Below are 24,775 nucleotides of genomic sequence, written 5' to 3' on the forward strand. Positions count from 1 at the left end.
AGGTTTCTAGATTAATGTATTACGAAGACAACGAGAACCTATCCATCATGACGTACACACTCAACAGTGGCATTAAAGGAACTGTCCCTTTATCTAATAAGCAAATTCAGGAATGGTTAGAGAGTTACAAATCAAACACCAAGTTTATTACTGCTATTGGTAAGGAGTTTTTTGGACTAAATCCAGATTTGGTTGCAGATTTCAAGGTGCAGAATCGTTTCTCTAGCTATGTGGAGATGCTCAAACCGGTTTCTAGTGCAGATCAAGTTAGCACGGAAGAGCTGTCACAAGCCTATGAAGACAACATGGTATACTTTAAGGTCGACTGTAAATGCGGAACAACCTACACAACTTTTTCGCAATACTATACAACGAAGTGGTTCTGTTCTAAATGTAAGGAAATTGTATTCATGGATAAGAAAAAAGGGAAGGTTCCAACAGACAAAGGCGAGGCATGGTACATGACGAACAAGTACTTTGTAGAACGTGAGTCGTAATAAGTTGATATCCCTACAGACACTATACAAATAGACCACTACCCGAGGGTAGTGGTCTAATTTGCGTAACATAGAATGACAGCATGTGAGAAGTGATTGAATGATTATGAATACGATCGGACCCTTAATGGTCTAAAGACTCATATGTTATATCTTGAAACGTTCAATTAATGTATGAAGCTTATCAGACATAAGGGAGAGAAGCGAGGCTGAAGAATCGACTTCTCCAATTGAAGCGAGTTGCTGCTGGGAAGCTGCTGATACACCTTGGGCTCCGTTCAACGTCTGATTGGCAACTTCGACGAGTTCGAGTGTTGAGGAAGTAAGGTATTGAGAGTGATCAGATAGCTGATGGACAGCGTTAGCTATATATTCATTATGTGCTGTGATTTGGGAAGCGTTAGCTTCAATTTGCTCGAAGTAATGACCGGCATTTGTAACACTTTGGGCTCCCTCTGTCACTTGAATAACGGTTTCAGTCATTCTTTCACTGGTTAGTTCCATTAGTCTTAACGTCGTTAATACAACATTAGAAATATCTTCTGCCGATTGAGCTGAACTCTCGGAGAGTTTCCTCACTGAACTTGCTACTACGGCAAATCCCCTCCCCTCTTCTCCAGCTCTAGCAGCCTCTATTGCAGCGTTAAGTGAAAGTAATTTGGTTTCCTCAGAAATCTGACTAATGATACTTAGCATTTGCTTGATTTCATGCGAGTGATTTCTTAAATTCTCGATTGTAACCGATAATTCTTGAATGCTCCCACTCATATGCAGCATTTTATTTTTGGTTTCACTCATAGATGACTTGCCTGTTTGAGCATTCTGCAAGTTGTCTGCTGCGGAGACCAGCGCGTGCTCAGTGCTAACAGATATCTCTGATATGAACTGTGACATTTCGGTCATCTTGTGAGAGCTTGATTCTAAGCGCTCAAGTTGTTTCTCTGCGCCATCAGCCATCTCTAAGATGATAGATAAGGTTTGCTGGCCTGCTTCCTCGGTTTGTTTAGAGCTTGCAGATAATTGTTCAGAAGAAGATGCGACTTGGTGTGAAGTATCGTTGACCTCACAGATCAGGTTCTGGAGACTAGAGGTCATTTTGTTGAAATCTGCTGCAAGAGCCCCAATTTCATCACGGCCTTTGAAATGCAAAGGGGGTTGTGTTAAGTCACCTTCAGCAATGAGGTGGACGCTTGCTAAACAGGAAGGAGAGAGGCTTCACCAAGACGCGAATGATAAGGTAGACAGCTAACGAAGCCGCGAATGATAAGGTAGACAGCTAACGAAGCCGCGATAAATAAGATAGCTCCAATGGTAAAGGGGAGCATAAGAATTTCAATCCATCTTTTATAACCTCCGTTTTACCTAATGTGTTACTGTTTATCTTTTAGTTACGTAATTACGCGCAACTGCTAAAAATTATAACGGAAATGAGTCAGTGAGTGTCTGTATCTTATATCACTCTGATTTGAGATCTGGGGATCTGGTTATTATTAGGATGAACTGGTTGTAATTTTAAATATTGTGTGACAAACTTCACATTGGACCTTGTTTAGGTGGACGAGTGTGATAAATATCACATTCCCAATGAAGACGGTCTGACAGAATATAAAAAGATGTTATAAAATTATCAATAGAAAGAAGGATTAGAACCATGGATCCGGTTATGCTCTCTCGCATTCAATTTGCGTCGACAACGCTGTTCCACTTTATCTTTGTACCCTTGTCTATCGGATTAGCACTGTTGATCGCGATTATGGAGACAATGTATGTTATAAAAGGTAAAGAAGAGTACAAAAAGATGGCTAAATTCTGGGGGCACCTGTTCCTGATTAACTTTGCGGTTGGTGTGGTTACGGGGATATTGCAAGAATTTCAGTTCGGGATGAACTGGTCGGATTATTCTAGATTTGTAGGAGATGTGTTCGGGGCACCGCTTGCTGTCGAAGCATTGCTTGCATTTTTCTTGGAATCTACATTTCTCGGATTGTGGATTTTTGGATGGGACCGCTTATCGAAGAAACTTCACCTCATGTGTATATGGTTAGTTTCTATTGGGACAATTATGTCAGCTTTCTGGATTCTAGTCGCGAACTCGTTCATGCAAAGACCTGTAGGGTTTACCGTTAATAATGGGCGAGCGGAGATGAATGATTTCCTTGCATTGATTACGAACGGACAGGTATTATTGGAATTCCCGCATACGATTCTTGCGGCATTCATGACCGGAGCTTTTGTGGTTACAGGTGTCAGCGCATATAAAATATTGAAAAAGAAGGATGTTCAATTCTTCAAGAAATCTTTCATTATTGCTATTATAGTGGGAATGGTTTCATCTATAGGGGTTGCACTCGTTGGGCATAGCCAGGCGCAGTATCTAGTAGAGACTCAACCGATGAAGATGGCAGCTTCGGAAGCACTTTGGGAAACAAGCTCTGACCCAGCTCCTTGGACCGTTATAGCATCGATTGATCCGGAGAAGAAGGAGAATGGGGTAACCTTCAAGATTCCATATCTACTTAGTTTCTTGTCCTATAGTAAATTCTCGGGAGAAGTTATAGGGATGAATGAGCTTCAAGCTCAGTATGAAGAACAATATGGACCTGGGGATTATATCCCACCCGTACGTACGACTTTCTGGAGTTTCCGTATCATGGTTGCAGCGGGTTCGGCTCTTATTCTTCTGTCAATGTATGGAGTCTATTTAGTTGCTCGTAAGAAGCTAGATCAACCTAACAAATGGTTTATGCGTATCATGATATGGGCTATGTCATTACCATTTATCGCAAACTGGGCGGGATGGATTATGACTGAGATTGGTCGTCAACCTTGGACGGTTTTCGGATTGTTTAAGACTGAAGATAGCATTTCACCCAACGTTTCGGCAGGACAGATCTTATTCTCCTTAATTACATTCTCGCTGGCGTACACGATATTAGCATTTATATTGGTCTATTTATTTGTTCGTGTGATCAAAAAGGGGCCGAATCATTCGGATTCCATGGATGAACAATCTCACGACCCATTTGATAAGGAGGGTTATCATGTCTCTTAATGAGTTGTGGTTCTTGTTGATTGCTGTGCTATTTATTGGTTTCTTTTTCTTAGAGGGTTTTGATTTTGGAGTAGGGATGTCCACAACGGTTCTCGCCAAGAATGACACGGAGCGTCGTGTATTAATTAATTCTATAGGTCCGTTCTGGGATGCCAATGAAGTATGGCTCATTACAGCAGGGGGTGCGATGTTTGCAGCTTTCCCGCACTGGTATGCCACATTATTTAGTGGATTCTACACCGCCCTTGTATTTGTACTGCTCGCTTTGATAGGCCGTGGTGTGGCTTTTGAATTTAGAGGTAAAGTGAATTCAGAACGCTGGAAGAGAACTTGGGATATCGTTATTTTCTTCGGTAGCCTACTTCCGCCACTATTGTTCGGAGTTGTATTCGCTTGTCTGATTCAAGGGGTACCTATTGGCGAGGACATGAATATGAATGCTGGATTCTTTGATATTGTGAATGTGTATACCTTACTAGGCGGTATTACCGTTGTCGTTCTATGTTTGGTACATGGGTTATTGTTTACGACGTTAAGAACGCTTGGAAGCTTACAAGAACGCGCTCGTATTATGGCTAAGAGACTTCTTATCCCACTTGCAGTTCTAATTGTAGCTTTTGGAGTTATGACCTATTACGTAACAGATCTATTTGAAGTTCGGGGGACGATTCTGACCCTGATTGCTATTGTTGGAATGATCGTATACCTATTAGCTGGCTTCTTCATTGCTCGGAAGAAGGATGCTTGGGCTTTTGGAATGACAGGTGCTGTGATTGCTTTGTCCTTCGCTTCGATCTTTATTGGTTTGTTCCCACGAGTGATGATTAGTTCGATTAATGATGCTTTTAGTTTAACAATTACGAACGCTGCATCTGGGCAATATTCACTCAAGGTCATGTCCATTGTCGCCTTAACATTGCTTCCATTCGTCTTGGGATATCAAGTGTGGAGTTACTTCGTATTCCATAAACGGGTGAACGAGAAAGAACATATGGAATACTAATGGACCGTAATTTACTGGGCTTCAAAGGGATTAAGCCTGTTTTTGCGGCGGTGGCACTGCTGACCTTGGTGCAAAGTGTATCCATACTGCTCATGGCAAGAGGGTTATCGGAAGTGATTTCCGCCCTCTTTGCCGGTGCTCCACTACAAGAACAAAATCAAGCTATTCTTATGTTTGTTGTCTCATTTCTAGTTCGCCATTTGACGAATTTCTTTCAACAGAAGATTACACATCGCTTTGCGGAGACTACGGGGACGTTGCTCCGTAAACAGTTGATGGATAAATTGTTTCTACTCGGACCACGTTTTGCTAAAAAGGAAGGCACAGGCAAGTTGGTAACGCTCGTCTTGGATGGCATATCGAAGTTCCGAACTTATCTTGAGCTCATTATCCCACGGATGGTGGCCACGATGATTATACCGATGGTCATTGTCATCTATGTATTTACGCAGGACATTCAATCCGCCATTATTTTAGTAGTGACGATGCCCATTCTAATAGCCTTTATGATCCTAATTGGTTTAGCTTCGCGTAAACAAGTAGACAGTCAAATGAATTCTTATCACAAGCTAGCGAATCATTTCCTGGATTCGTTACGTGGATTAGAGACATTGAAATATTTAGGTCGTAGTAAATCACATATCAGCTCCATTGGAAGTGTAAGTGATAAGTACAGAACTGCAACGATGCGTACACTGCGTGTTGCCTTTTTGTCATCATTCGCCCTAGATTTCTTCACCATGCTCTCTGTGGCCTCTGTAGCGGTGGGTCTAGGACTTCGGCTGGTGAACGGGGATATGATGCTTGTAACGGCACTAACGATCCTTATATTGGCTCCTGAGTATTTCCTCCCGGTACGGATGGTAGGAGCGGATTACCATGCTACTCTGAATGGTAAAGAGGCTGGGGCATCTATTCAAGCGATTATTGATATGCCTGTTCAGAAAGTTAAGGGAAGATTGCCTGAGTCTGCCTATTTATGGACAGCAGATAGTCAACTACTCCTCTCTCATGTGCAAGTGCAGTATGAGGAAGAGGGTCCGCACTCTTTACATGATGTGAGTGTCAAGATTCAGGGTCTGCTTAAGATCGGGATTATTGGAGAGAGTGGAGCAGGCAAATCAACGTTGATTGATGTTCTTAGTGGTTTCCTAGAGCCATCATCTGGCTCAATAGAGCTTAATGGACATAAACTAACCGATTTAATGGATGAAGCATGGCAGCAACAAATGACGTACATTCCACAGAGTCCCTATCTGTTTAGCAGCAGTCTTGCGGATAATGTCCGGTTCTACACACCCAATGCATCTCAAACGGAGGTTGAACAAGCTGTTGTAAATGCAGGTTTAGCTGACCTTGTAAGTCAGTTGCCTCATGGATTTGATGAGGTCATCGGGAATGGTGGGCGACCCCTAAGTGGTGGACAAGCACAACGTGTGGCGCTGGCTCGTGCATTTCTCAGTGATCGGCCAGTTATCTTATTGGATGAGCCAACAGCGCATTTAGATGTCGAGACAGAGTATGAATTGAAAGAGACGATGCTTTCTCTTTTTGCAGGGAAATTAGTGTTCCTCGCGACGCATCGCTTACACTGGATGCCGGATATGGATCTAATTATCGTAATGGACCAAGGCAAAGTAGCTGAGGTGGGCACGCATGACGAACTCCTTGATCGTAAAGGCGTGTATCATGCATTGATTGCATCGCAATTGGAGGGAGTGCTATGAGAAACAATCCATGGCTGCGGCCCTATATCTCTTCATACTTCTGGCGGTTTGTCATTATTATCGCGCTAGGTACTCTAACGCTACTGACCGCGAGTAGCTTGATGTATACGTCTGGGTACCTCATCTCAAAGTCCGCGCTTCGTCCTGAGAATATATTGATGGTGTATGTCCAGATCGTTCTCGTAAGAACGTTCGGAACGAGCAGGTCGGTGATCCATTATGTAGAGCGTCTCGTTGGACATGATACGATTCTACGTATTCTATCTAAAATGCGTGTACAACTGTACCGTATTCTAGAACCGCAAGCGCTATTTATTTCTTCCAGATTTCGTTCAGGTGATATTCTTGGCGTGTTGTCAGATGATATTGAGAAATTACAGGATGTTTATCTACGTACGATCTTTCCAAGTGTGATTGCGGTGGTACTATATATCGTATCCATCACGGTACTGGGTCAATTTGATGTAAGGTTTGCCCTGGTGATGGCATTGTATTTGTTGATTCTGATCCTCGTCTTACCTTGGATTTCATTGTGGGTTACGAAGTCTAAGAATAAGCAGGCACAGCGTAAGCATGGTCGATTGTACCAGACGCTAACGGATGCTGTACTGGGGATGAGTGATTGGGTCATCAGTGGTAGACCCGCACAATTTGTTCATACCTATGAGCAGGATGAGCTTGAGGTCGCTCGAATTGATCGTAAGCTTAGTGGCTGGTCACGGTGGAGAAATCTTATCGGTCAAGCCGTGGTCAGTGTCATCGTCGTTAGCATGTTGTACTGGGCTGGTCAGCAGTATGCGGAGGGACTAATTCCTTCGACGATGATTGCTGCGTTTGTACTCGTTATTTTCCCACTGATGGATGCATTCTTGCCCCTATCTGAGGCTGTTGAGAAAATGCCGCGGTATCAAGGCTCATTTGCAAGATTAGCGGAGTTGGATAACTCCGTTGGACAAGGTGAAGTGACGGGTAACCGTAAGCTTACGGAGATGCAGATGAGTAAAGAAGAGACGCTTGCCATCGCTGGTTCTAATGCGCATATTAAGATAGATCAAGCATCTTACCGTTACGATGCTACCACACCATGGTCTTTCGAGAATATCACACTAGACATTCCACAAGGTAAGAAAGTGGCGATTATCGGACGTAGTGGCGCTGGTAAGTCTACCTTGCTGAAATTAATCCAAGGAGCCATTGTTCCTGAAAAAGGAACTGCGACGATTCATGGTGTAGATGTGGAGCAATTTGGAGAGCACATCCCAAGCCTTATCGCTGTGTTGAATCAGAGTCCACATTTATTCGATACAACGGTGAGTAATAATATACGACTAGGCAAGTTAGAGGCATCAGATGTGGAAATCAGCAATGTAGCCTCTAAAGTGAAGATGGATGCTTTAATTGAGTCACTTCCAGAAGGGTACAGAACGCCGATGCATGAAACCGGACAGCGCTTCTCCGGTGGTGAGCGGCAGCGTATTGCCTTAGCACGCGTACTGCTGCAGGACACGCCTGTAGTTATTCTGGATGAACCGACAGTAGGTCTTGACCCGCGCACGGAGAATGAGTTACTCTCCACGATCTTTGAGACGATGCAAGGGAAGTCACTGATCTGGGTTACTCACCATTTAGTAGGCGCAGAACATATGGATGAGATCATCTTTATGGAGAATGGGAAGATTGAGATGCGAGGTTCTCATGTGGAGCTCATGGCGCAATATCCGCGGTATCGTAATCTGTATCATCTCGATCGGCCGGAGGTCTTCTTTAAATAATTGTGATCGTTTTAACGCTCTTAGTGCAACTACAGTTGACACTGAACCTTCCTGCCCATCAAATGAACTCTAACACAAAGGGACACCGTAAGGTGTCCTTTTGTGTTAGTAGGAAGTATATAATTCTGAGGAAAGGGTTGAGTCAGAGGTCGATGATTTCCTTTACAGAATCAAAGATGCGATACATACTCACCACGGAAATCGAAATGTGAGATAACGATTGCGAGGAATTGCGATAGATTTAGTGCCCTATATGCCAACTAGTGCTGAGTACCATAGGCGCGCACGGTGTTGAGAGTTGTCGTAAAGTCCCTAAAAGTATCGAAAAATGCAGAAGATAGTCGAAAAGTGCCAAAAATAAGCCGTCGAAAGCGCCAGAATCATCAGAATCAGCTGGAAAGACCTGGGGCGCTCGAAGTGCTTAAGGTCTTTCTTGTATATAATGCAAGAGTTTATAGAATTTATTATATGGTTATTTATAGGTATTGAGATCTAGTTGGATGGTTTTGTTGTGATTTGTGTAGTTAGGTAAAGTGCGATAAATACTATATTATACAATCATACGACATTTTTCGTGCTTTAAGGGGATTCTCAATACAGGATGTATTAAATAGTTACAAAAGGAGCCAAGATGTATGAAAATAAGAATTGCTCTATTTCTAGGTATTTTTGTACTATGCTCTTTATTTATTTATTTCGGAAGACTTAATCAACCTAAGCAAACGTTGGTAGATTCCGTCACGTCTGAGAATCACTATGGAGATCGCTTGCCCAATCAAGAGAAACGACAAGTATTATACCAATTTATTATAAATAGGCTTTCTGGAAGTGATGGTATATTTACGAATTATCTGGATACTGACCAAGCCTTAAATGTGGCTACTGGACATGAGGTGTTGAGCGAATCTGAAGGTTTAATGATGCGTTATTATGTGATGACTAAGCAGCAGGATGCATTTGATAAAGAGTGGGCCCTCGCTAAACAAACTCTTAATCTTTCTTCGGGATTTAGTTACCGGTATAGCCCGAAGACGGATAAACGCTATTCGCTAAACGCAGCAGTAGATGATCTACGGATCATTCGTGCACTTTATGAAGCTGGGGATATGTTCGAAGATGCTCGTTATACAGAAGAAGCCGATACGTATGGTGGACGATTTTATGAGAATAACGTGAAGGATCGGAATGTCTATGATTTCTACGATGAGAGCTACAAGATGACGAATGATTTCATTACTTTATGTTATATAGACTTAACAACACTACAGAAGCTTCCGATTAAATCCGATAAAGCTCAACAACTATCCTCCAATATGCTGAGTGTTGTTCAGGATGGATATTTGTCTGATCCATTCCCCTTCTACGAGACTCGATATCAATATGAGACGAGCTCCTATAGCTCCGAGAATATTAATACCGTTGAATCGCTACTTGTTATTCTCTCACTGTCCGAAGTGAAACAACAGAATCCGTCAAGCATTCGTTATCTTAAAGAACATGTTAAGAGTGGTACGTTATATGGTCAATACACCCTAGAAGGAACTCCAACGAATGATATTCAATCTACTGCTATTTACGCTATTACAGCGATGATCGGTTCTCAGATTGGTGATCATGAACTTTATGAGAATAGTATTCGAAGAATAAGCCAATATCAGATTCTGGATACAGATAGTCTACTTTATGGTGGGTTTGGGGATGAAAGGACACAAACAGCCTACTCCTTCGATAATCTGATGGCATTGTTGGCTTTTGCTTACTAAATGGGTAATAAGGGAGGAAGGCAAACAGCATGTCAGCAAGTAAATTCAAATGGCATAGGATGAACCGATTTATTTCATATAGCCGATTTATTTCTCCCGCTTTGTTAGCGGCAATTGGGGTATTGCTCATTACCGTGATGACATTATTTATTCCCCCTTACATTGGGATGGCAGACAACGGAGACTATTTCCGTATTTTATACGGTAACGGATTGTATTTCAGTGCTCCTGATTACGATAGTCAATACTTAGGATACTTTATTAAGAACTTTGGGATATTTCAATATTTCAATGAGAATAGTACGGATGTCGTCTCATCACAATCGTTATTCATTCACTTCTCCGTATGGATAAATAAGCTCTTCTATGATCAACAGGTATTTGATATTCGATTTCAAGCGGCGATCTATACGGTGTTATACACGATTGCGATTTATTTATTAGTAGAAAGTCTAACTTGGAAAATACCTAAGAAATATGGTTATCCTATTGCACTTTTAGCTATTTTTATGTTTGGAGATACGAGTTATACAGCTTTTTTCAATTCCTTCTTCGGGGAAAGTGTCGTATTCATTATGTTGATGTTCATGTTGGCATCGGGCTTACTACTGTACAGGAATAGGTATAACGATTACATATTATTGGTGATATTTACGCTTAGCGCACTCTTACTAACAACAAGTAAACAGCAGAATGCACCGGTCGGTGTCATCATTGCTTGTACAGGGATTATGATGATCTTTATCCGAAAACAAAGAACATTTCGCGTATTGATGTCTTCTTCACTCGTCATTTTGCTATTTGCGGGTATAGCCACCTACGCTTTAATTCCGAAAGAATTTGTGAATATCAACAAGTATCATGCTATGACCCGAGGTATTCTTATGGAAGCAAACGACCCGGAGGATGCTCTGAGTGTCTTTGGTATAAATAAACAATACGCTATTTTGGATAAAAGTATTTTTTATGCGCTCAACACTACAATAGATGTCAATTCTGAAATACTAGAACAGAATTTCTATAGTCAATATGGGTTTGGATCTATTCTGAAATATTACTTTACCCATCCGGAACAAGCAGGCAAGATGTTCGATCTGGCAGCGAAAAGTGCGTTTATTAACCGTCCGCCAGAGATGGGGAACTACGAGAAATCTGTGGGGTATGCTGCAGGTAAACAGACGACTTTCTTCTCTGGATACAGTCAAATGAAAAAATTACTTACACCTAGAACCTTTGGTTTTATTGTCATTTGGATAGTTGTGGTCATCGGTTGCTATATGCCAAGCTTTATTTCGGCTTTAAGAGCTAAAAAGATACGAGAGGCTACTCGATTGCCGCTTGTTATGACCTTTATCTTATTTGGTTTATCCGGCATATTGGTTTCGATTATCGGGGCTGGAGATGCTGATTTGGCGAAGCATGTGTTTCTATTTACGGCAGCCTTTGACATGGTCACTTTCGTGTTCATAGCCGACATCATCCGGCGACGTTTATTGCGTGGGGATCAAGGAGGTGAGGCTTAACATGTACATGCTAGTCAAACCAAAGATTCTCATCATCACCTTTATGCTGATGGTCGGTATGACCTTTTCTAACGTATACGCATCGGTAGAAGAACCCACACATGCCCTGCTTCTTTATGATAGTTTGGCCAAAGGGACATCTAGAGAAGGTAATGTTGAGACCCTGCAAAGATTGCTTGCATCTTACGGTGTTAAAGTAACCTCAGGAACCTACGATGAATATGAGAGAGGAACATTATCGCGATATACCAAGGTCATCGGAATTAGGAATTCGGTAGAACTAACCATAACCAATATAGATTTCATAAATGATTTTGAGATATATGAAGAGGACTATTTCCATATTGGAACGGCGATTCCTACTTCGGTGCAAAAGGAGCTAAGCATTCAGACGGAGGTGGCAACGGAGCAATTCGTGGATCTCTCGATTGACCAGTTCTTAGAACCAAGAATCCAAGTGCGTAATTTCCCTTATATTGTACAAGCTGAGGGCACCTATTATGGGAATTTTACGTCAGCTAACCAGGGAAATAATTCACCTTATGGAGTGCGTAATGATCGTTATGCTTATGTTCCTTATTATGAACAAGGGAACCTCAGTGAACTTGCGATGTCCTATGTGCTAAAAGACTGGCTGGAGGTTAACCAACAAGGAGGGACATACCTTATATTCAAAGAGGTCTACCCATTCTCTGATTTGAACCTATTGGAGAAATTGGCCGACCAGCTCTATGATGCTGGCATTCCATTTATGATTAGTGTCAGACCGGTGTTCAGTAACACAGACTTTCCCGCTATGCAACGTTATCTAGAGACACTGAAGTATGTACAGTCTCGGAACGGAAGTATTTTGGTGAATACACCGATCGTATCATCCACAATTAGTGATAATGGTCCCATTCTGCAGGGGCAAATGGAGTCTTTTATAGATGTACTAGCTGATTATGGCGTTATTCCTTTGGGTATAGGGGCTGAAATGTATTGGTCGTACGATGCACAGTACGCTGAATATGGTATGGGGTTCTTCGATTCTGTGGTTCTATTTCCTAATATAAATCCAATATACAGGTCTCGGACTGACTCATCGCATGCCTTCATGTCTTCCATGTACAGTATGTCATTAGACTTTCTGCAGCAATTTGAACATACCGATACAATCGCTCATGATCTTCCTATGGATTCTGCGATAACCTATGACTTCTCTGACGATGAAGCACAATTGAATGAGATCATTCAAGCACTTATGGGTAGCTGGATTACGTTTTCTGATTATAAATATGGAGAGCATGAGATTGATACACAGGCGAATGCGATTTCGTCGGATAACGGATTTTTAAGCTTAAATGGTCAGAACGTGGATATGAATGATGCTTACAGGAGTGTTAGTTCTGAATATACCTATACGGTAGAACAAGAGCAGAGTTTTTCCACACTATTTAATATTCAGAATAAGATTTTTATTGTTCTTATTGTCGTAACTCTTCTTATTTTTGGGTATTTATTCCTCATTGGGTATCGACTTTATTTACGTAAATATATCAATCAGAGGAGAAAATGATGACAGTCGCAGATATTCTAATGTTATTCTCCGTGATTTGTATTTGGTCCCTTTTACTTGTGAACGTAGTTCTGATTGTGGCTGGTTATCTGTACTACGTCCAATCTGAAGGTGAAGAAATACCAGAAATAGATGGAGAGATGCCCTTTGTCTCTATTATGGTACCCGCTCACAATGAGGGGATCGTGATTGTTAAGACTGTTGAATCGCTACTCGCGCTAGATTATCCACATGATCGCTATGAGATTATTGTGATCAACGACAACTCTTCGGATAACAGTGGTGTGTTGCTTCAACATCTCCAATCCAAACATCCGAGTAGAAATCTAAATATCATTAGTACGGATTCGATAACAGGAGGCAAAGGTAAATCCAATGCATTAAACATCGGATTTGCGCAAAGTAAAGGTGAACTTATTGCCATTTACGATGCGGATAATACGCCGGAGAAAACAGCTTTACGTTACTTAGTGGCTGAGATTATGAATGACCAAACGTTAGGGGCAGTCGTTGGTAAATTTCGGACGCGTAATCGTGATACTAACTTATTAACACGGTTTATTAATATCGAGACGTTATCATTTCAGTGGATGGCACAGGCGGGTCGCTGGAAACTGTTTAAGTTGTGTACGATCCCGGGGACCAACTTCATTATGCGTCGTCATATCGTGGAGCATATTGGCGGTTGGGATGTGAAGGCGATTGCGGAGGATACGGAGATTAGCTTTCGCATCTATATGATGGGGTATCGAATTAAATTTCAGCCGAAAGCTGTTACTTGGGAGCAGGAGCCACAAACGCTGAAGGTATGGTTTAAACAACGAACGCGATGGGCGAAGGGCAATATTTACGTGATTGTGAAAAATGCAAGATTGCTATTTGATCCTTCGGCCAAGAACATTCGGTTCGATATATTATATTTTTTATCCATCTACTTCTTGTTGCTGACCTCGTTGGTCATGTCTGATGTTCTGCTTATTCTTCATGCCTTAGGTTATGTTCGGACTACGATTGCTGGATTCAGTTTATTTCTGTGGATGCTGGCTATTACGATGTTTATCGTAGGCACGTATATTACATTAATAACGGAAAAAGGTGAGATGAGACTCTCCAACTTGTGGATTATTATGCTGATGTATGTTTCCTACTGTCAGATGTGGATGGTTGTAGCTGCTTATGGCTTGTACACCTATCTGAAAGATTTAGTATTTAAAAGAGAAGTGAAATGGTATAAAACCGAACGTTATTAGGATAGGGAGAGAATCACGTGATGAGAAAATTAGTAGTTGTATATATAGTCTTATTGTCATTCGTTTTCGTACAAGTTGGCCAAGTATCGGCTGCAGGGGTGGAACTGAAGTCTCCACAGACGTATGAAATGGCCTTAACCAATACCAATGTATCCTTGTCAGGGGGAAGGGTATCGAAGGAGCTATTCTTTCAGGTACCTGACTACTGGAAAGTAAATGATGTGTTGCTTCATTTGGATTATAAGGTATCTCCTTTAGCCTTGAATGATCGTTCTAGTGTAACTCTAAAGATCAATGGGACTTATGTACATTCGTTCAGGCCCTCCGCTACGGATGAAGTGAAGCAACGATTAACGTTTACTATACCTAAGGGACTCATCGTGAAGGGTTCCAATGCGTTGTTTATCGAAGGCGATATTCAGACGACCCATGTAAACAAGGATGTATGTACAAGCTATGAAGAACAAGATAATTGGCTCCAAATTTTCAGTACCACAAGTGTGGATATAGATCATACCAATGTAGCATTAGACGGGAGCATTCGTGGTTTTAACAAGTACTTTACTGGCATAGACGTCGTTAGAGCTAACCAAAGTGCGATTGTAGTGCCTGAACAGAGCGATTCTACTGAACTCGAGACAGCCGTCTATGCATTGACGGGATTTGCGAAAGCGAATAGTTTGGAGGATAAGACGATCCCCATGCTGACTTATGGGACGGAATCTCTGAAAAGTAAGAAAGCTATCGTTGTTGTTTCTTCATATGATCATTTACCAGAGGATCTTAAGAAGTTGCTTGTCCAAGAGGATTTAAACAATGTAGCAGTGATTCAATTAGTGAATACGGATCAACAACCTACGTTAGTCGTTACATCTAACAATGCAGAGTTATTAGTGAAGGCAGGAAGATTTATAGCGAATCAAGACTTAATGAAACAATTAGATAGTCATATCAAAATAGTGAATCGTGACACGGATGTAGAGAAGCCCGTTATGAGTGTGGATAGTCATGTGACATTAACGGAGACTGGAGACCAACTTAAGGGTTGGAGACATCAGGAGAAAAGCTATTTCATTTCACTTCCGTCTAACCGATCCATTGCGGACGCTAGCAAAGTTAGTGTGGATTTTCGCTATGCGAAGAACCTTGACTTTGATCGGTCGATGGTAACGATCCTTATGAATGATACACCGATTGGGAGCAAGAGATTAACGACAGAAATGGCTGATGGGGATACCCTGACGTTACCTATTCCTAAAAACCTGAATATATCAGGTGACTTTTCGCTTACTGTCGCTTTTGATCTGGAGCTTAAGAATGATGGATGTTATCGGAACCAGGACCAAATGCCTTGGGCATTCATTACGAAGGATACGGTATTAAAGTTAAACACGACAGAAAAACTAGATTTATTATTTAATAACTACCCATATCCATTTATTCGTGATGGTAGTTTAAATCGGGTTGCCGTTGTCATGCCTACAGAGCGTGATCATTATACATATCAATCGCTCTCCAATCTGTTTAATTTATTGGGTCGATATGTAGAAGGGAATACGGGTGAACTTAATTTTTACGAGGACAATGTGGGCGAAAGTGATTTATCAGATCGCAATATTATTGCCATCGGAACCTATCAGAACAATAAGGTCATTCGGGAACACAATAACAGCCTTTATTTTCAATACGGAACAGATGGTACTGGCTTTAAGTCAAATGAGAAAGTAAGCATTGATGTCGATTACGGCAAGCGGATAGGTACACTACAGTTGATCCAATCGCCTTATGAAGCGGGACATGGACTTATGGCTGTGACAGGAGCCAGTTCGGAGTATTATTATCTATCTTCTAGACTCATTGCGAGTCAGAATGCCACTTGGAAGATATATGGAGACGGGGTCACGACAGACAAGGATGGTACGATTAATCCCTACCGCTTCAAGAAGGAAGTGAGCCCAAAGCAATCTACGTTATTAGAAAAAGTGGTTCAACGGGGAGATGTTCTTGGGTTTATGCTAGCTTCGGTATTAGTCATATTACTCGTCTTGGTTTCTCTGATTCTAATCATTCGCAAATATAGAAGGTGGGGTGAAAGATGATGAAGCGACATCAAAGTAATTTAGTCTCGGATATTGCCTTTCTCCTGCTGTTCGTCATCTGTTTTATATGTATTGTGTTCGTTGCAGGTAAGCCTGATCAATATATTCAGAATATTATATTTTTGAATATATCCTTTATGCTAGCGATTGTGACCTATTTTACGAGTTTAACAGCAGGACTGGTCCTAAGTATTGTTTTTATATTCGGTAGTGGTACCTTCACGCTTTATCAAAGTGTTGTTCAGGGATCTATGGTAGGGGATGAAAGTTACTTTTGGTTGATCATGGCGCCTGCCATAACCTTTGTGACATGGTTGCTTACTCGTGCGAATAAGCAGTTGCAGGAAGAAAAGGAACAATTGCTAAAGAGTAATACTTCACTAGCTACAATGGATGAAAATACAAACTTAAAGAATAGTCTCTCATTTCAACGAGATGCTGCTGTTTTTATGGCTCTTTCAACTCGTTATGAGATACCTCTGACATTATTAATTATAAATGTGAGGCACTGGGATGAAATACGGCGGATGACGAGCGAAGAAGACATGACAGCAGCGATGAATGATGTTTCAATTTTAAGTCAGACGAGTATTCGTACGAATGACTCTCTCTATATATTTGATAAAGAGAACCCAACCTGGGGAATGATCCTCTTTACGGATCGCGAAGGTGCAAATATAGTCATTGAACGATTGAAGGAAAAAGTCATTGATCTAAATGTCGGCGATAAGGCCGACAAGTACAGGATAGAACTGAACCTTAGGGTTGGAGCTGTGGAATATCAAACTGAATCTATTGCAACACCTCTTGATTTCATTGTAGAGGCCAGAAAACAAATGGAGTACGATGTGTGATATGTATTTAGGATCGTGATGAATGATTCAGAAGGAGGGTTTATGATGGTACACAGTAATGACAGTCCCATACTTACAATCGTAGTTCCTTGTTACAATGAAGAAGAGGTTCTTCTTGAAACAACGATAAGATTATCAAGGATATTGAGAGGGTTAGTTGCGAACAAACAAATTTCATCTTTAAGTAGCGTCTTGTATGTAGATGATGGGAGTAAGGATCGTACATGGGAATCCATTTCAGAATTTAATCTGACATACCCTGAGATTAGTGGTTTAAAGCTTGCTAGAAATGTAGGGCACCAAAATGCCTTGTTAGCGGGTCTGTTGCATGCGAAGGAGACATCTGATTGTGTCATTTCGATTGATGCTGATCTACAAGATGATGTGGACGTTATTCCTGAATTTATAAGTAAGTACAAAGAGGGAAATGACATTGTATACGGTGTTCGAAGTGATCGAAGTACAGATACCTTTTTCAAACGAAAGAGTGCCAATATATTTTATAAAGGATTAAGACTGCTGGGTGTGAATCTCGTATTTAATCATGCGGATTATCGATTGATGAGTAGAAGAGCATTAAATGGCTTGGAACGTTATAGGGAAGTTAATTTATTTCTGAGAGGGATTGTCCCACTTATTGGATATAAATCAACTAAAGTGTACTATGAACGAAATAAGAGATTCGCGGGCGAATCGAAATATCCTTTAAGGAAGATGATCTCCTTTGCTCTAGATGGAGTCACCTCCTTCAGTGTTTCGCCTATTCGATTTATCACGATGATGGGGATGTTGTTCTTCTTACTAAGTATAATCACTGCTGTATATGTATTGGCTAGTAAATTCAATGGCAATGCCGTTAGCGGATGGTCTTCCCTTATGATCTCGATCTGGTTTATTGGTGGCGTTCAACTGGTTAGCATGGGGATGATCGGAGAATATATTGGAAAAATATATAAAGAGGTCAAGGATAGACCTAAATATACGGAAGAAATCAAGCTGGATGCTTTGGTTATAAGTATGGAGGAGGAACGATGTTTAATCGAGATTTCATAAAGTTTCTCTGTGTGGGTCTGTTGAATACAGCGGTGGGGTTATCCGTTACCTTTCTATTTATAAATCTATTCGGGTCTAACTATTGGATCTCAACGTTTATGGGGAATTCGATAGGGGCTGTTGTTAGCTATTTTCTAAACAAGAACTTTACCTTTAAAAGCAATGTATCGAATAGAGAAGCCATGTGGAAATTCGCAAGCGTCATTCTATGTTGTTATTTAGTGTCTTATTCTGTTAGCTATATTCTATTCGAGTTCACCGTCGGAGATATCATCGATAATGATGTCGTTCATACGAATCTGACAGCTCTAGTTGGAGCTGGAATCTATACATTGTTGAACTATTTTGCACAAAAGTATTTCGTATTTAAAAGTGACTCCATATAATGCCCCGTCCATGTAGTCTTTCATAGGCTACGTGGACGGGGTACTTTTATATCAATTAATCTTCCTTTGGATGAATCATATTCTCTGGTCTTACAACCTTGTCGAACTGTGCTTCAGTTAACAAATTGCTTCGCAATGCAGCCTCTTTAAGTGTGAGACCCTCTTTATGAGCAAGTTTAGCAACAGCAGCTGCATTCTCATATCCAATGTGCGGATTAAGAGCCGTAACGAGCATAAGAGATTGATTCAGGTTACGCTCAATGATGGCATAGTTCGGTTCAATTCCAATGGCACAGTGGTCATTGAAGGAGCGAATAGCATCTGCTAGAAGCCGAGTGGTCTGTAGGAAATTATAAATAATGACAGGTTTAAAGACGTTTAATTCGAAGTTGCCCTGGCTGGCAGCAAAACCAATCGCGGCATCATTACCCATAACTTGGCACACAACCATCGTCAAAGCTTCGCTCTGTGTTGGATTGACTTTACCAGGCATAATAGAGCTGCCGGGCTCATTCGCAGGGATGATCAGCTCGCCAATTCCACAGCGTGGACCACTAGCCAGCCACCTAACGTCGTTAGCGATTTTCATGAGATCAGCGGCAAGCGCTTTCAGCGCGCCGTGAACATAGACTAGCTCATCGTGGCTTGTAAGGGAATGAAATTTATTCGAAGCTGAGGTAAAGGTCTTTCCAGTAATCAGGCTAATCTCTTCAGCAACATTGTCGCCGAACTTCGGATGTGCATTAATACCTGTACCCACAGCGGTTCCACCGATGGCAAGTTCCCGTAGGGATTCGGAGCTATTCTGAATCATAGTTTCTGTTTTCTCCAGCATTCGGTGCCAGCCACTTACTTCTTGTCCAAGTGTTAGAGGCGTAGCATCCTGTAAATGAGTTCTTCCTATTTTAATGATATCTTGGAATTGCTCTGTTTTGAGGCGGAATGTTTCTTTCAGCTCGGCAATAGCCGGTAGGACCTGATCTTCGACCGCGATCAAGGCAGCCATATGCATCGCTGTTGGGAATGTATCATTTGAGCTTTGTGATTTGTTGACATCATCATTAGGATGGATGCGCAGTTCACTACCCTTGTCAGCCAAGAGTTGATTTGCACGGCTAGCAATGACTTCATTGACGTTCATATTAGACTGGGTGCCACTGCCTGTCTGCCATACTACTAAAGGGAAATGCTCATCTAATGCACCCTCAATGATTTCATCAGCAGCAGCAACGATAGCATCGGCTTTGGTAGGGTCTAATTTACCAAGTTTAGCATTGGTGAGTGCAGCACTTTTTTTCAGGATAGCAAATACTCGAATGAGGTCTAAGGGCATTTTCTCTGTACCGATTTGAAAATTTTCAAAACTACGCTGAGTCTGAGCTGCCCACAATTTATCTGCAGGTACCTTTATTTCTCCAATTGTATCTTTTTCGATTCTGAACTCCATATTTGCTTCCTCCCTTTAATCTTGAATCGGTAATAGTGTAACATCATCACCTTCGCAATATATCACAATTTTAACCTATTTTAAAAATGAATTGGACCTGATTTGAAGATTATTCGAAGTATTGGTACATTATATATAGAAATGCTGACTTTAGGAGATGAATCCATGCTCACTACTTTAATCATTATTGCTGCTGTACTAATCATTGTTGTCGCTATTTTATTTGGTGCCAGCCTATTTTTCTATAATGTAGGTATTCTACGTAGTAAGAAGGAATTCTTGGTAGATGATCCTAATCTCGTCAAAACAGAGTTCCCGTGGGATTCCGCCACAAGTTGGATGGGCCTTCAACCTATTGAGACGTTACATATGATTTCAGATGATGGGCTTAAGCTGGTAGGATATTTCATTCCATCGCCACAGCCTTCGAATAAGATTGCTATTCTGGCACATGGTTACTCAAGTCAAGGTAGAGAGATGGGAGAATTCGCTAAGCTTTATCAAGGAATGGGCTATCATGTATTAATGCCGGATGATCGTGGTCATGGTCAGAGTGAAGGTAAATACATTGGCTTTGGTTGGCCCGATCGGAAGGATTATATCCAGTGGATTCATGAGATGATTCACAGAGTTGGTAAGGATGCAGAGGTAATCCTGCATGGTGTATCCATGGGCGGAGCTACCGTACTTATGGTGAGTGGTGAGCCACTGCCGACTCAGGTGAAGGCGATCGTATCGGACTGTGCTTATACCTCGGCAAAGGATATTCTGAGCTACCAATTAAAATCCATGTATAAATTACCGGCATTTCCTCTGATCTATATGACCAGCTTGGTGGCTAAGTTACGGGCAGGCTATTGGTTCGGGGAAGCCTCTGCAATAAAGCAGGTCAGCCAAACAACCTTACCGATTCTGTTTGTCCATGGAGATGAGGATAAATTTGTCCCTTTTGAAATGGTTCATCAATTATATGAAGTTGCGGGTGGAGAGAAGGATTTATTGATTGTAGAACATGCGCAGCACGGGAATGCTTATTATGTTAATAAGGAAGTGTATGGGGGAAAGCTTGTTGAATTCTTTAATCGTTATGTAAGTTCTAAGGAAGGTACGGTGGCCTAAGTTTGATTCATCTATGGGCGCATCGAACGATAACTTCATAGTTAAAGTGACAGCCCACGCTTAGATGTAATAAGCATGGGCTGTTATCTTTTTCATTCACAGTCTTTATAAATTTGTTATACTAATATTATTGTTTTTATATAACATATATGAAGAGCGAACAACAAAGTTAGAATAAAGGGGTTATCCAGATGAAGAAGACTAGACACGGCGCGAAGCCATAATAGCGACATTTGATAAGAGTAGTATGACGTAAGTTGGTCCACCATGTATAATGATTACATCTGTAGCATTTCGTGACAAGAGGTGAAAGGAAGTATGAGCAAAAAAATTACGATGCAGCAAATTGCTGATCATGTAGGAGTTTCTAAGTTCGTTGTCTCCAAAGCACTTTCTGGAAAAGGAGGAGTGAATGAAGCCACGAAGGAAAGGGTTATTCAAGCGGCTTCTCAACTCGGCTATTTCTCTCAGAAGAATGCCTATGTCAGAAAACCAGAACGTAAAATACCGAAAGCAAACGGTAAGCAATCCGTGATCGTACTTATGCCTAATATTCGTTTTCAGACGAAGGATTCACTATATTGGGGTAAGATCATGGCGGGGATTTCTTCGCAGTTAGATGAAGAAGGGCTTGGAATGGTCATTATTTCGGAGCAAAGTGTAGATAGCTTTCTGAATATTCTCAATCCAGACGGTATTTTAGGTATGATTGGTGTAGGTCAGATTTCAACACCGCTATTACTTGAAGTGCATCGTATTGGCCTACCTATTGTTCTAGTAGACCATGAGGATCCTCTCATTCCTTCGGATACTATATTCGTGAATAATGTAGATTCTATGGCCAGAATGACGAATCATTTGATAGGCACTGGGCATCAGAGTCTTCAATTCATTGGTAATGTGCGGTTTTCAAGAAGCTTCAGAGATCGATTCATGGGCTATCGCTCAGCCATGGAGGAGAATGGGTTATACCCATCTCCTGGTAGTGAGGTGATGGAGAGCTTGGAAGGACTTGAGAGTGGTCAATTTGAAGAGAATATTAGAAATTGGATACTCAAGAAGAAGAAGGCAAAAGCTTTGCCGACCGCCATTATATGTGCGAATGATCTCATTGCTACAACTTGTTTAGATTTATTGCAGGAGCTCGGTGTTGGAGTACCCTCAGAAGTATCCGTAACAGGCTTTGACAATCTTGACGAGTCTAAGGAGCGAGGAGTGCCTGCTCTCACAACAGTTCATGTACCGAAAGAAGCTATGGGACGTCGTGCTGTGGAGCGGCTATTAAGCCGAATTAATCATACGAGTGAACCTATGGAGAAAATTATGCTTGCGGGTGATGTGTTATATCGTGAATCCACTGTTGTAGTGAGAGAGTGCTGATTGTGCTTGTAGCTTATGTTGAGTCAGCGCTTAATGGATGAATTCGAGGTCATAAGGAATCTTCCATTCAAGGTATGATGTATGAAGGACTGGGTGGCGGGTTTATGGGAGCGTCTTAGAACGCAAAGATCTCCCTCAAAGAGCAAGTGTAAGCACTCTGAATTCACAAAGTCTGCAGGCTGAGTTAGTGCAGAGGCTTTACCAGCAAGATTAAGACCATGCTCAGCAAATACGGAAGCTACAAATTCAGAACAGAAGTAAGCATTCTTGCGATGAACTTCTATGTTCAGCAGAATGTAGAAAAGGCCTAGAAGGTTATATTTATATTGCTCGCTGTCTTCTTCAAATTTCTGTACGTATAAGTATATTTGCTCATAAAGATCAGGATCAACAGAACAACTGTAGAAAGAACATTTGGCGTTGCTAAATAATCCCTCATGGACATTTTCCTTTACGAATCCAGCTACAAATGGATTACTAGGTTTCTTTCTACCGAAGCTATACACATCATTTAACTCATCATCAAATACAATTGAGGCATGATTATACGGCGCTCTAGTAAAAAGCTTAATCATTCGGGTTAAGATGCTTCCCGTATCGGATAGAAGAATATAAATTTGTTTCTCGGGTATCATCATTCAATCCTCCTAAAACGTCTAAAGCTGTTACACATATGTATATACGAGTGAGTATGTATTTAGGTTCAATTCATATAACTGTATTGTAAGTGATAACCATGACCTATCAAAATAGACTTAAGACGGTATTTCATCCTAGACTTAAGTAGGGGAAAAGTGAGTATTACATATCATTTCTAGTATGGTACTATTTTTCAATAATATAGTAATATATAGGCAAATGAAAGAGAAGTAATAAAGTCTTAATAAATGGTGAAATAAATAACGGCTGCGCCATGCCCTTCAAGGGCTAGGGGGAGCCGTTATTTCCCGTTACTAAAAAAAGACCCGATAGAGTCCACTACAAAGTGTTCATCTCTCGGGTCTCATGGAACAATAGAGTGTATTAAAGGAATATCAACATAGCAATCTCATCGGTGAATGAGTGCCCTCCCTCCTGTGGGACGACGAGTCGCTTACCTTGAGGTTGCATATCGTTGTAAATTAGAGGTTACCGTTGATTAACTCTATACGTTGTTGTACAGATGCATAGGAGCGTAGAGGGTCTTCTGGTGTGTTCATAGCATAGTCCAACAATTGATCTACGGTCGTTGTAGCGACATGGACTCTCGTATCCGAGGAAGCGTAGTAGAGGTACACTTCGCCATTATCAAGAGCGATGACACCATTGGTGAACACGACATTGGATACATCACCTACACGCTCCTCTCCTTCAGGGGCGATGAAGTGACCGCCAGGACGATGCGTAACGACTTGTGGCTTCTCCAGATCGGATAAGAACACATAAAGTACATACCGTAGTCCAGCTGCTGTATTCCTGACACCATGGGCAATATGCAGCCAACCTTTAGGTGTTTTGATGGGTGCAGGACCTTGACCATTCTTAACTTCTTTGATCGTATGGTAGTATCTTTCATCTATAATGATTTCTTGCTTCACAACAGCATTCTCGATGGAATCAGAGAGTCCGAATCCAATACCGCCACCCGATCCAGTATCGATAAATCCATCTTGTGGACGAGTATAGAAGGCATACTTGCCTTCCACGAACTCTGGATGGAGTACAACATTCCGTTGCTGTGCAGAAGCGGTCTTAAGATCTGCTAGGCGCTCCCATGTCTTCAGATCCTTCGTACGGGCGATACCACACTGAGCGGTAGCGCTAGAAAGGTCACCTCTTGGGGCATCGGGATCTTTACGCTCTGTACAGAATAATCCGTAAATCCAGCCGTCCTCGTGCTGAATAAGACGCATATCATACACATTGATATCTGGATCTTCAGTTTCAGGTAGTACCACGGGATGATCCCAGAAGCGGAAGCCATCTACACCGTTGTTACTCTCAGCAACAGCGAAGAAAGATTTACGATCGACTCCTTCAACACGTGCAACAAGATAGAATTTACCATTCAAGTGAATAGCACCGGCATTGAAGACACCGTTAATTCCTAGACGTTCCATAAAGTATGGATTTCGCTCAGCATTGAAGTCATATTTCCAGATCAGAGGAGCATGTTCTGCGGTTAAGACAGGGTGTAGATGGCGGTTATAGATTCCGTTGCCATAAGGAACCTTCTCATTTTTACGGTTAATCAATGTTTCATAACGTTCGGTGAGTTGTTGTTTACGAGTATTAAATAATGAATTCATATTT

At 41.5% G+C, this 24,775-nt stretch carries 19 protein-coding genes; 15 read left to right on the top strand and 4 right to left on the bottom strand.

Features of this window, described 5'->3' with window-relative positions; all coding sequences use genetic code 11:
- Positions 1-14: 14 nt before the first annotated feature.
- On the top strand, positions 15-497 hold the full coding sequence (locus J2T13_RS16470; RefSeq protein ID WP_429373172.1) for a hypothetical protein: 483 nt from the start codon (positions 15-17) through the stop codon (positions 495-497).
- Between the two features lie 147 nt (positions 498-644).
- Here J2T13_RS16470 and J2T13_RS16475 read toward each other — a convergent pair whose 3' ends face one another.
- Complete coding sequence (locus J2T13_RS16475) at positions 645-1,676, bottom strand: methyl-accepting chemotaxis protein (protein WP_429373275.1); 1,032 nt, start codon at positions 1,674-1,676, stop codon at positions 645-647.
- 472 nt (positions 1,677-2,148) lie between these two features.
- Here J2T13_RS16475 and J2T13_RS16480 point away from each other — a divergent pair, with 472 nt between their 5' ends.
- From J2T13_RS16480 to J2T13_RS16535, 12 genes are all read left to right on the top strand, one after another.
- On the top strand, positions 2,149-3,549 hold the full coding sequence (locus tag J2T13_RS16480; protein ID WP_429373174.1) for a cytochrome ubiquinol oxidase subunit I: 1,401 nt from the start codon (positions 2,149-2,151) through the stop codon (positions 3,547-3,549).
- On the top strand, positions 3,536-4,552 hold the full coding sequence (gene cydB, locus J2T13_RS16485; RefSeq protein WP_429373277.1) for a cytochrome d ubiquinol oxidase subunit II: 1,017 nt from the start codon (positions 3,536-3,538) through the stop codon (positions 4,550-4,552). The genes J2T13_RS16480 and cydB overlap by 14 nt, the downstream gene beginning before the upstream one ends.
- Positions 4,552-6,279: a thiol reductant ABC exporter subunit CydD gene (gene cydD, locus J2T13_RS16490; protein WP_429373176.1), complete on the top strand. Its 1,728-nt coding sequence runs from the start codon at positions 4,552-4,554 to the stop codon at positions 6,277-6,279. Before cydB ends, cydD begins: the two co-directional genes overlap by 1 nt.
- Entirely contained in the window at positions 6,276-8,051 is a 1,776-nt protein-coding gene (cydC, locus tag J2T13_RS16495) for a thiol reductant ABC exporter subunit CydC (RefSeq protein ID WP_429373178.1), read from the top strand. Before cydD ends, cydC begins: the two co-directional genes overlap by 4 nt.
- 635 nt (positions 8,052-8,686) lie before the next feature.
- Positions 8,687-9,814 carry a hypothetical protein gene (locus tag J2T13_RS16500; protein WP_429373180.1) on the top strand — a complete coding sequence of 376 codons (1,128 nt, stop codon included), beginning with the start codon at positions 8,687-8,689 and terminating at the stop codon, positions 9,812-9,814.
- Positions 9,815-9,843: 29 nt separating this feature from the next.
- Complete coding sequence (locus tag J2T13_RS16505; RefSeq protein WP_429373182.1) at positions 9,844-11,337, top strand: hypothetical protein; 1,494 nt, start codon at positions 9,844-9,846, stop codon at positions 11,335-11,337.
- Position 11,338: 1 nt separating this feature from the next.
- Complete coding sequence (locus tag J2T13_RS16510; protein WP_429373184.1) at positions 11,339-12,895, top strand: hypothetical protein; 1,557 nt, start codon at positions 11,339-11,341, stop codon at positions 12,893-12,895.
- Complete coding sequence (locus J2T13_RS16515) at positions 12,895-14,145, top strand: glycosyltransferase family 2 protein (RefSeq protein WP_429373279.1); 1,251 nt, start codon at positions 12,895-12,897, stop codon at positions 14,143-14,145. Before J2T13_RS16510 ends, J2T13_RS16515 begins: the two co-directional genes overlap by 1 nt.
- Positions 14,146-14,165: 20 nt before the next feature.
- Complete coding sequence (locus J2T13_RS16520; protein ID WP_429373281.1) at positions 14,166-16,244, top strand: cellulose biosynthesis cyclic di-GMP-binding regulatory protein BcsB; 2,079 nt, start codon at positions 14,166-14,168, stop codon at positions 16,242-16,244.
- Positions 16,241-17,098 carry a diguanylate cyclase domain-containing protein gene (locus J2T13_RS16525; protein WP_429373186.1) on the top strand — a complete coding sequence of 286 codons (858 nt, stop codon included), beginning with the start codon at positions 16,241-16,243 and terminating at the stop codon, positions 17,096-17,098. Before J2T13_RS16520 ends, J2T13_RS16525 begins: the two co-directional genes overlap by 4 nt.
- 42 nt (positions 17,099-17,140) lie before the next feature.
- A complete protein-coding gene (locus tag J2T13_RS16530; protein WP_429373188.1) occupies positions 17,141-18,151 on the top strand; it encodes a glycosyltransferase family 2 protein in 1,011 nt (336 codons plus the stop codon).
- Positions 18,130-18,537, top strand: a complete 408-nt coding sequence (locus J2T13_RS16535; RefSeq protein ID WP_429373190.1) for a GtrA family protein — start codon at positions 18,130-18,132, stop codon at positions 18,535-18,537. Before J2T13_RS16530 ends, J2T13_RS16535 begins: the two co-directional genes overlap by 22 nt.
- Positions 18,538-18,592: 55 nt before the next feature.
- Here J2T13_RS16535 and fumC read toward each other — a convergent pair whose 3' ends face one another.
- Complete coding sequence (fumC, locus tag J2T13_RS16540; RefSeq protein WP_429373192.1) at positions 18,593-19,984, bottom strand: class II fumarate hydratase; 1,392 nt, start codon at positions 19,982-19,984, stop codon at positions 18,593-18,595.
- A 165-nt stretch (positions 19,985-20,149) separates the two neighbouring features.
- Here fumC and J2T13_RS16545 point away from each other — a divergent pair, with 165 nt between their 5' ends.
- Together J2T13_RS16545 and J2T13_RS16550 are read left to right on the top strand one after the other, a co-directional pair.
- Positions 20,150-21,103, top strand: a complete 954-nt coding sequence (locus J2T13_RS16545; RefSeq protein WP_429373194.1) for an alpha/beta hydrolase — start codon at positions 20,150-20,152, stop codon at positions 21,101-21,103.
- A gap of 318 nt (positions 21,104-21,421) precedes the next feature.
- A complete protein-coding gene (locus tag J2T13_RS16550; RefSeq protein WP_429373196.1) occupies positions 21,422-22,483 on the top strand; it encodes a LacI family DNA-binding transcriptional regulator in 1,062 nt (353 codons plus the stop codon).
- Between the two features lie 23 nt (positions 22,484-22,506).
- Here J2T13_RS16550 and J2T13_RS16555 read toward each other — a convergent pair whose 3' ends face one another.
- Together J2T13_RS16555 and J2T13_RS16560 are read right to left on the bottom strand one after the other, a co-directional pair.
- Positions 22,507-23,121, bottom strand: a complete 615-nt coding sequence (locus tag J2T13_RS16555) for a hypothetical protein (RefSeq protein ID WP_429373198.1) — start codon at positions 23,119-23,121, stop codon at positions 22,507-22,509.
- A 483-nt stretch (positions 23,122-23,604) separates the two neighbouring features.
- Complete coding sequence (locus tag J2T13_RS16560) at positions 23,605-24,771, bottom strand: glycoside hydrolase family 130 protein (protein ID WP_429373200.1); 1,167 nt, start codon at positions 24,769-24,771, stop codon at positions 23,605-23,607.
- Positions 24,772-24,775: the final 4 nt, after the last annotated feature.

Source organism: Paenibacillus sp. DS2015, from assembly GCF_050433705.1.
Taxonomy (GTDB): Bacteria; Bacillota; Bacilli; order Paenibacillales; family Paenibacillaceae; genus Paenibacillus_AQ.

What these genes read in the sequence shown, in the direction of transcription:
- J2T13_RS16470 (WP_429373172.1), top strand. Translation starts at nt 15, where the DNA reads ATGTATTACGAAGACAACGAGAACCTATCCATCATGACGTACACACTC.
- J2T13_RS16480 (WP_429373174.1), top strand. Translation starts at nt 2,149, where the DNA reads ATGGATCCGGTTATGCTCTCTCGCATTCAATTTGCGTCGACAACGCTG.
- cydD (WP_429373176.1), top strand. Translation starts at nt 4,552, where the DNA reads ATGGACCGTAATTTACTGGGCTTCAAAGGGATTAAGCCTGTTTTTGCG.
- cydC (WP_429373178.1), top strand. Translation starts at nt 6,276, where the DNA reads ATGAGAAACAATCCATGGCTGCGGCCCTATATCTCTTCATACTTCTGG.
- J2T13_RS16500 (WP_429373180.1), top strand. Translation starts at nt 8,687, where the DNA reads ATGAAAATAAGAATTGCTCTATTTCTAGGTATTTTTGTACTATGCTCT.
- J2T13_RS16505 (WP_429373182.1), top strand. Translation starts at nt 9,844, where the DNA reads ATGTCAGCAAGTAAATTCAAATGGCATAGGATGAACCGATTTATTTCA.
- J2T13_RS16510 (WP_429373184.1), top strand. Translation starts at nt 11,339, where the DNA reads ATGTACATGCTAGTCAAACCAAAGATTCTCATCATCACCTTTATGCTG.
- J2T13_RS16515 (WP_429373279.1), top strand. Translation starts at nt 12,895, where the DNA reads ATGACAGTCGCAGATATTCTAATGTTATTCTCCGTGATTTGTATTTGG.
- J2T13_RS16520 (WP_429373281.1), top strand. Translation starts at nt 14,166, where the DNA reads ATGAGAAAATTAGTAGTTGTATATATAGTCTTATTGTCATTCGTTTTC.
- J2T13_RS16525 (WP_429373186.1), top strand. Translation starts at nt 16,241, where the DNA reads ATGATGAAGCGACATCAAAGTAATTTAGTCTCGGATATTGCCTTTCTC.
- J2T13_RS16530 (WP_429373188.1), top strand. Translation starts at nt 17,141, where the DNA reads ATGATGGTACACAGTAATGACAGTCCCATACTTACAATCGTAGTTCCT.
- J2T13_RS16535 (WP_429373190.1), top strand. Translation starts at nt 18,130, where the DNA reads ATGTTTAATCGAGATTTCATAAAGTTTCTCTGTGTGGGTCTGTTGAAT.
- fumC (WP_429373192.1), bottom strand. Translation starts at nt 19,984, where the DNA reads ATGGAGTTCAGAATCGAAAAAGATACAATTGGAGAAATAAAGGTACCT.
- J2T13_RS16545 (WP_429373194.1), top strand. Translation starts at nt 20,150, where the DNA reads ATGCTCACTACTTTAATCATTATTGCTGCTGTACTAATCATTGTTGTC.
- J2T13_RS16550 (WP_429373196.1), top strand. Translation starts at nt 21,422, where the DNA reads ATGAGCAAAAAAATTACGATGCAGCAAATTGCTGATCATGTAGGAGTT.
- J2T13_RS16555 (WP_429373198.1), bottom strand. Translation starts at nt 23,121, where the DNA reads ATGATGATACCCGAGAAACAAATTTATATTCTTCTATCCGATACGGGA.
- J2T13_RS16560 (WP_429373200.1), bottom strand. Translation starts at nt 24,771, where the DNA reads ATGAATTCATTATTTAATACTCGTAAACAACAACTCACCGAACGTTAT.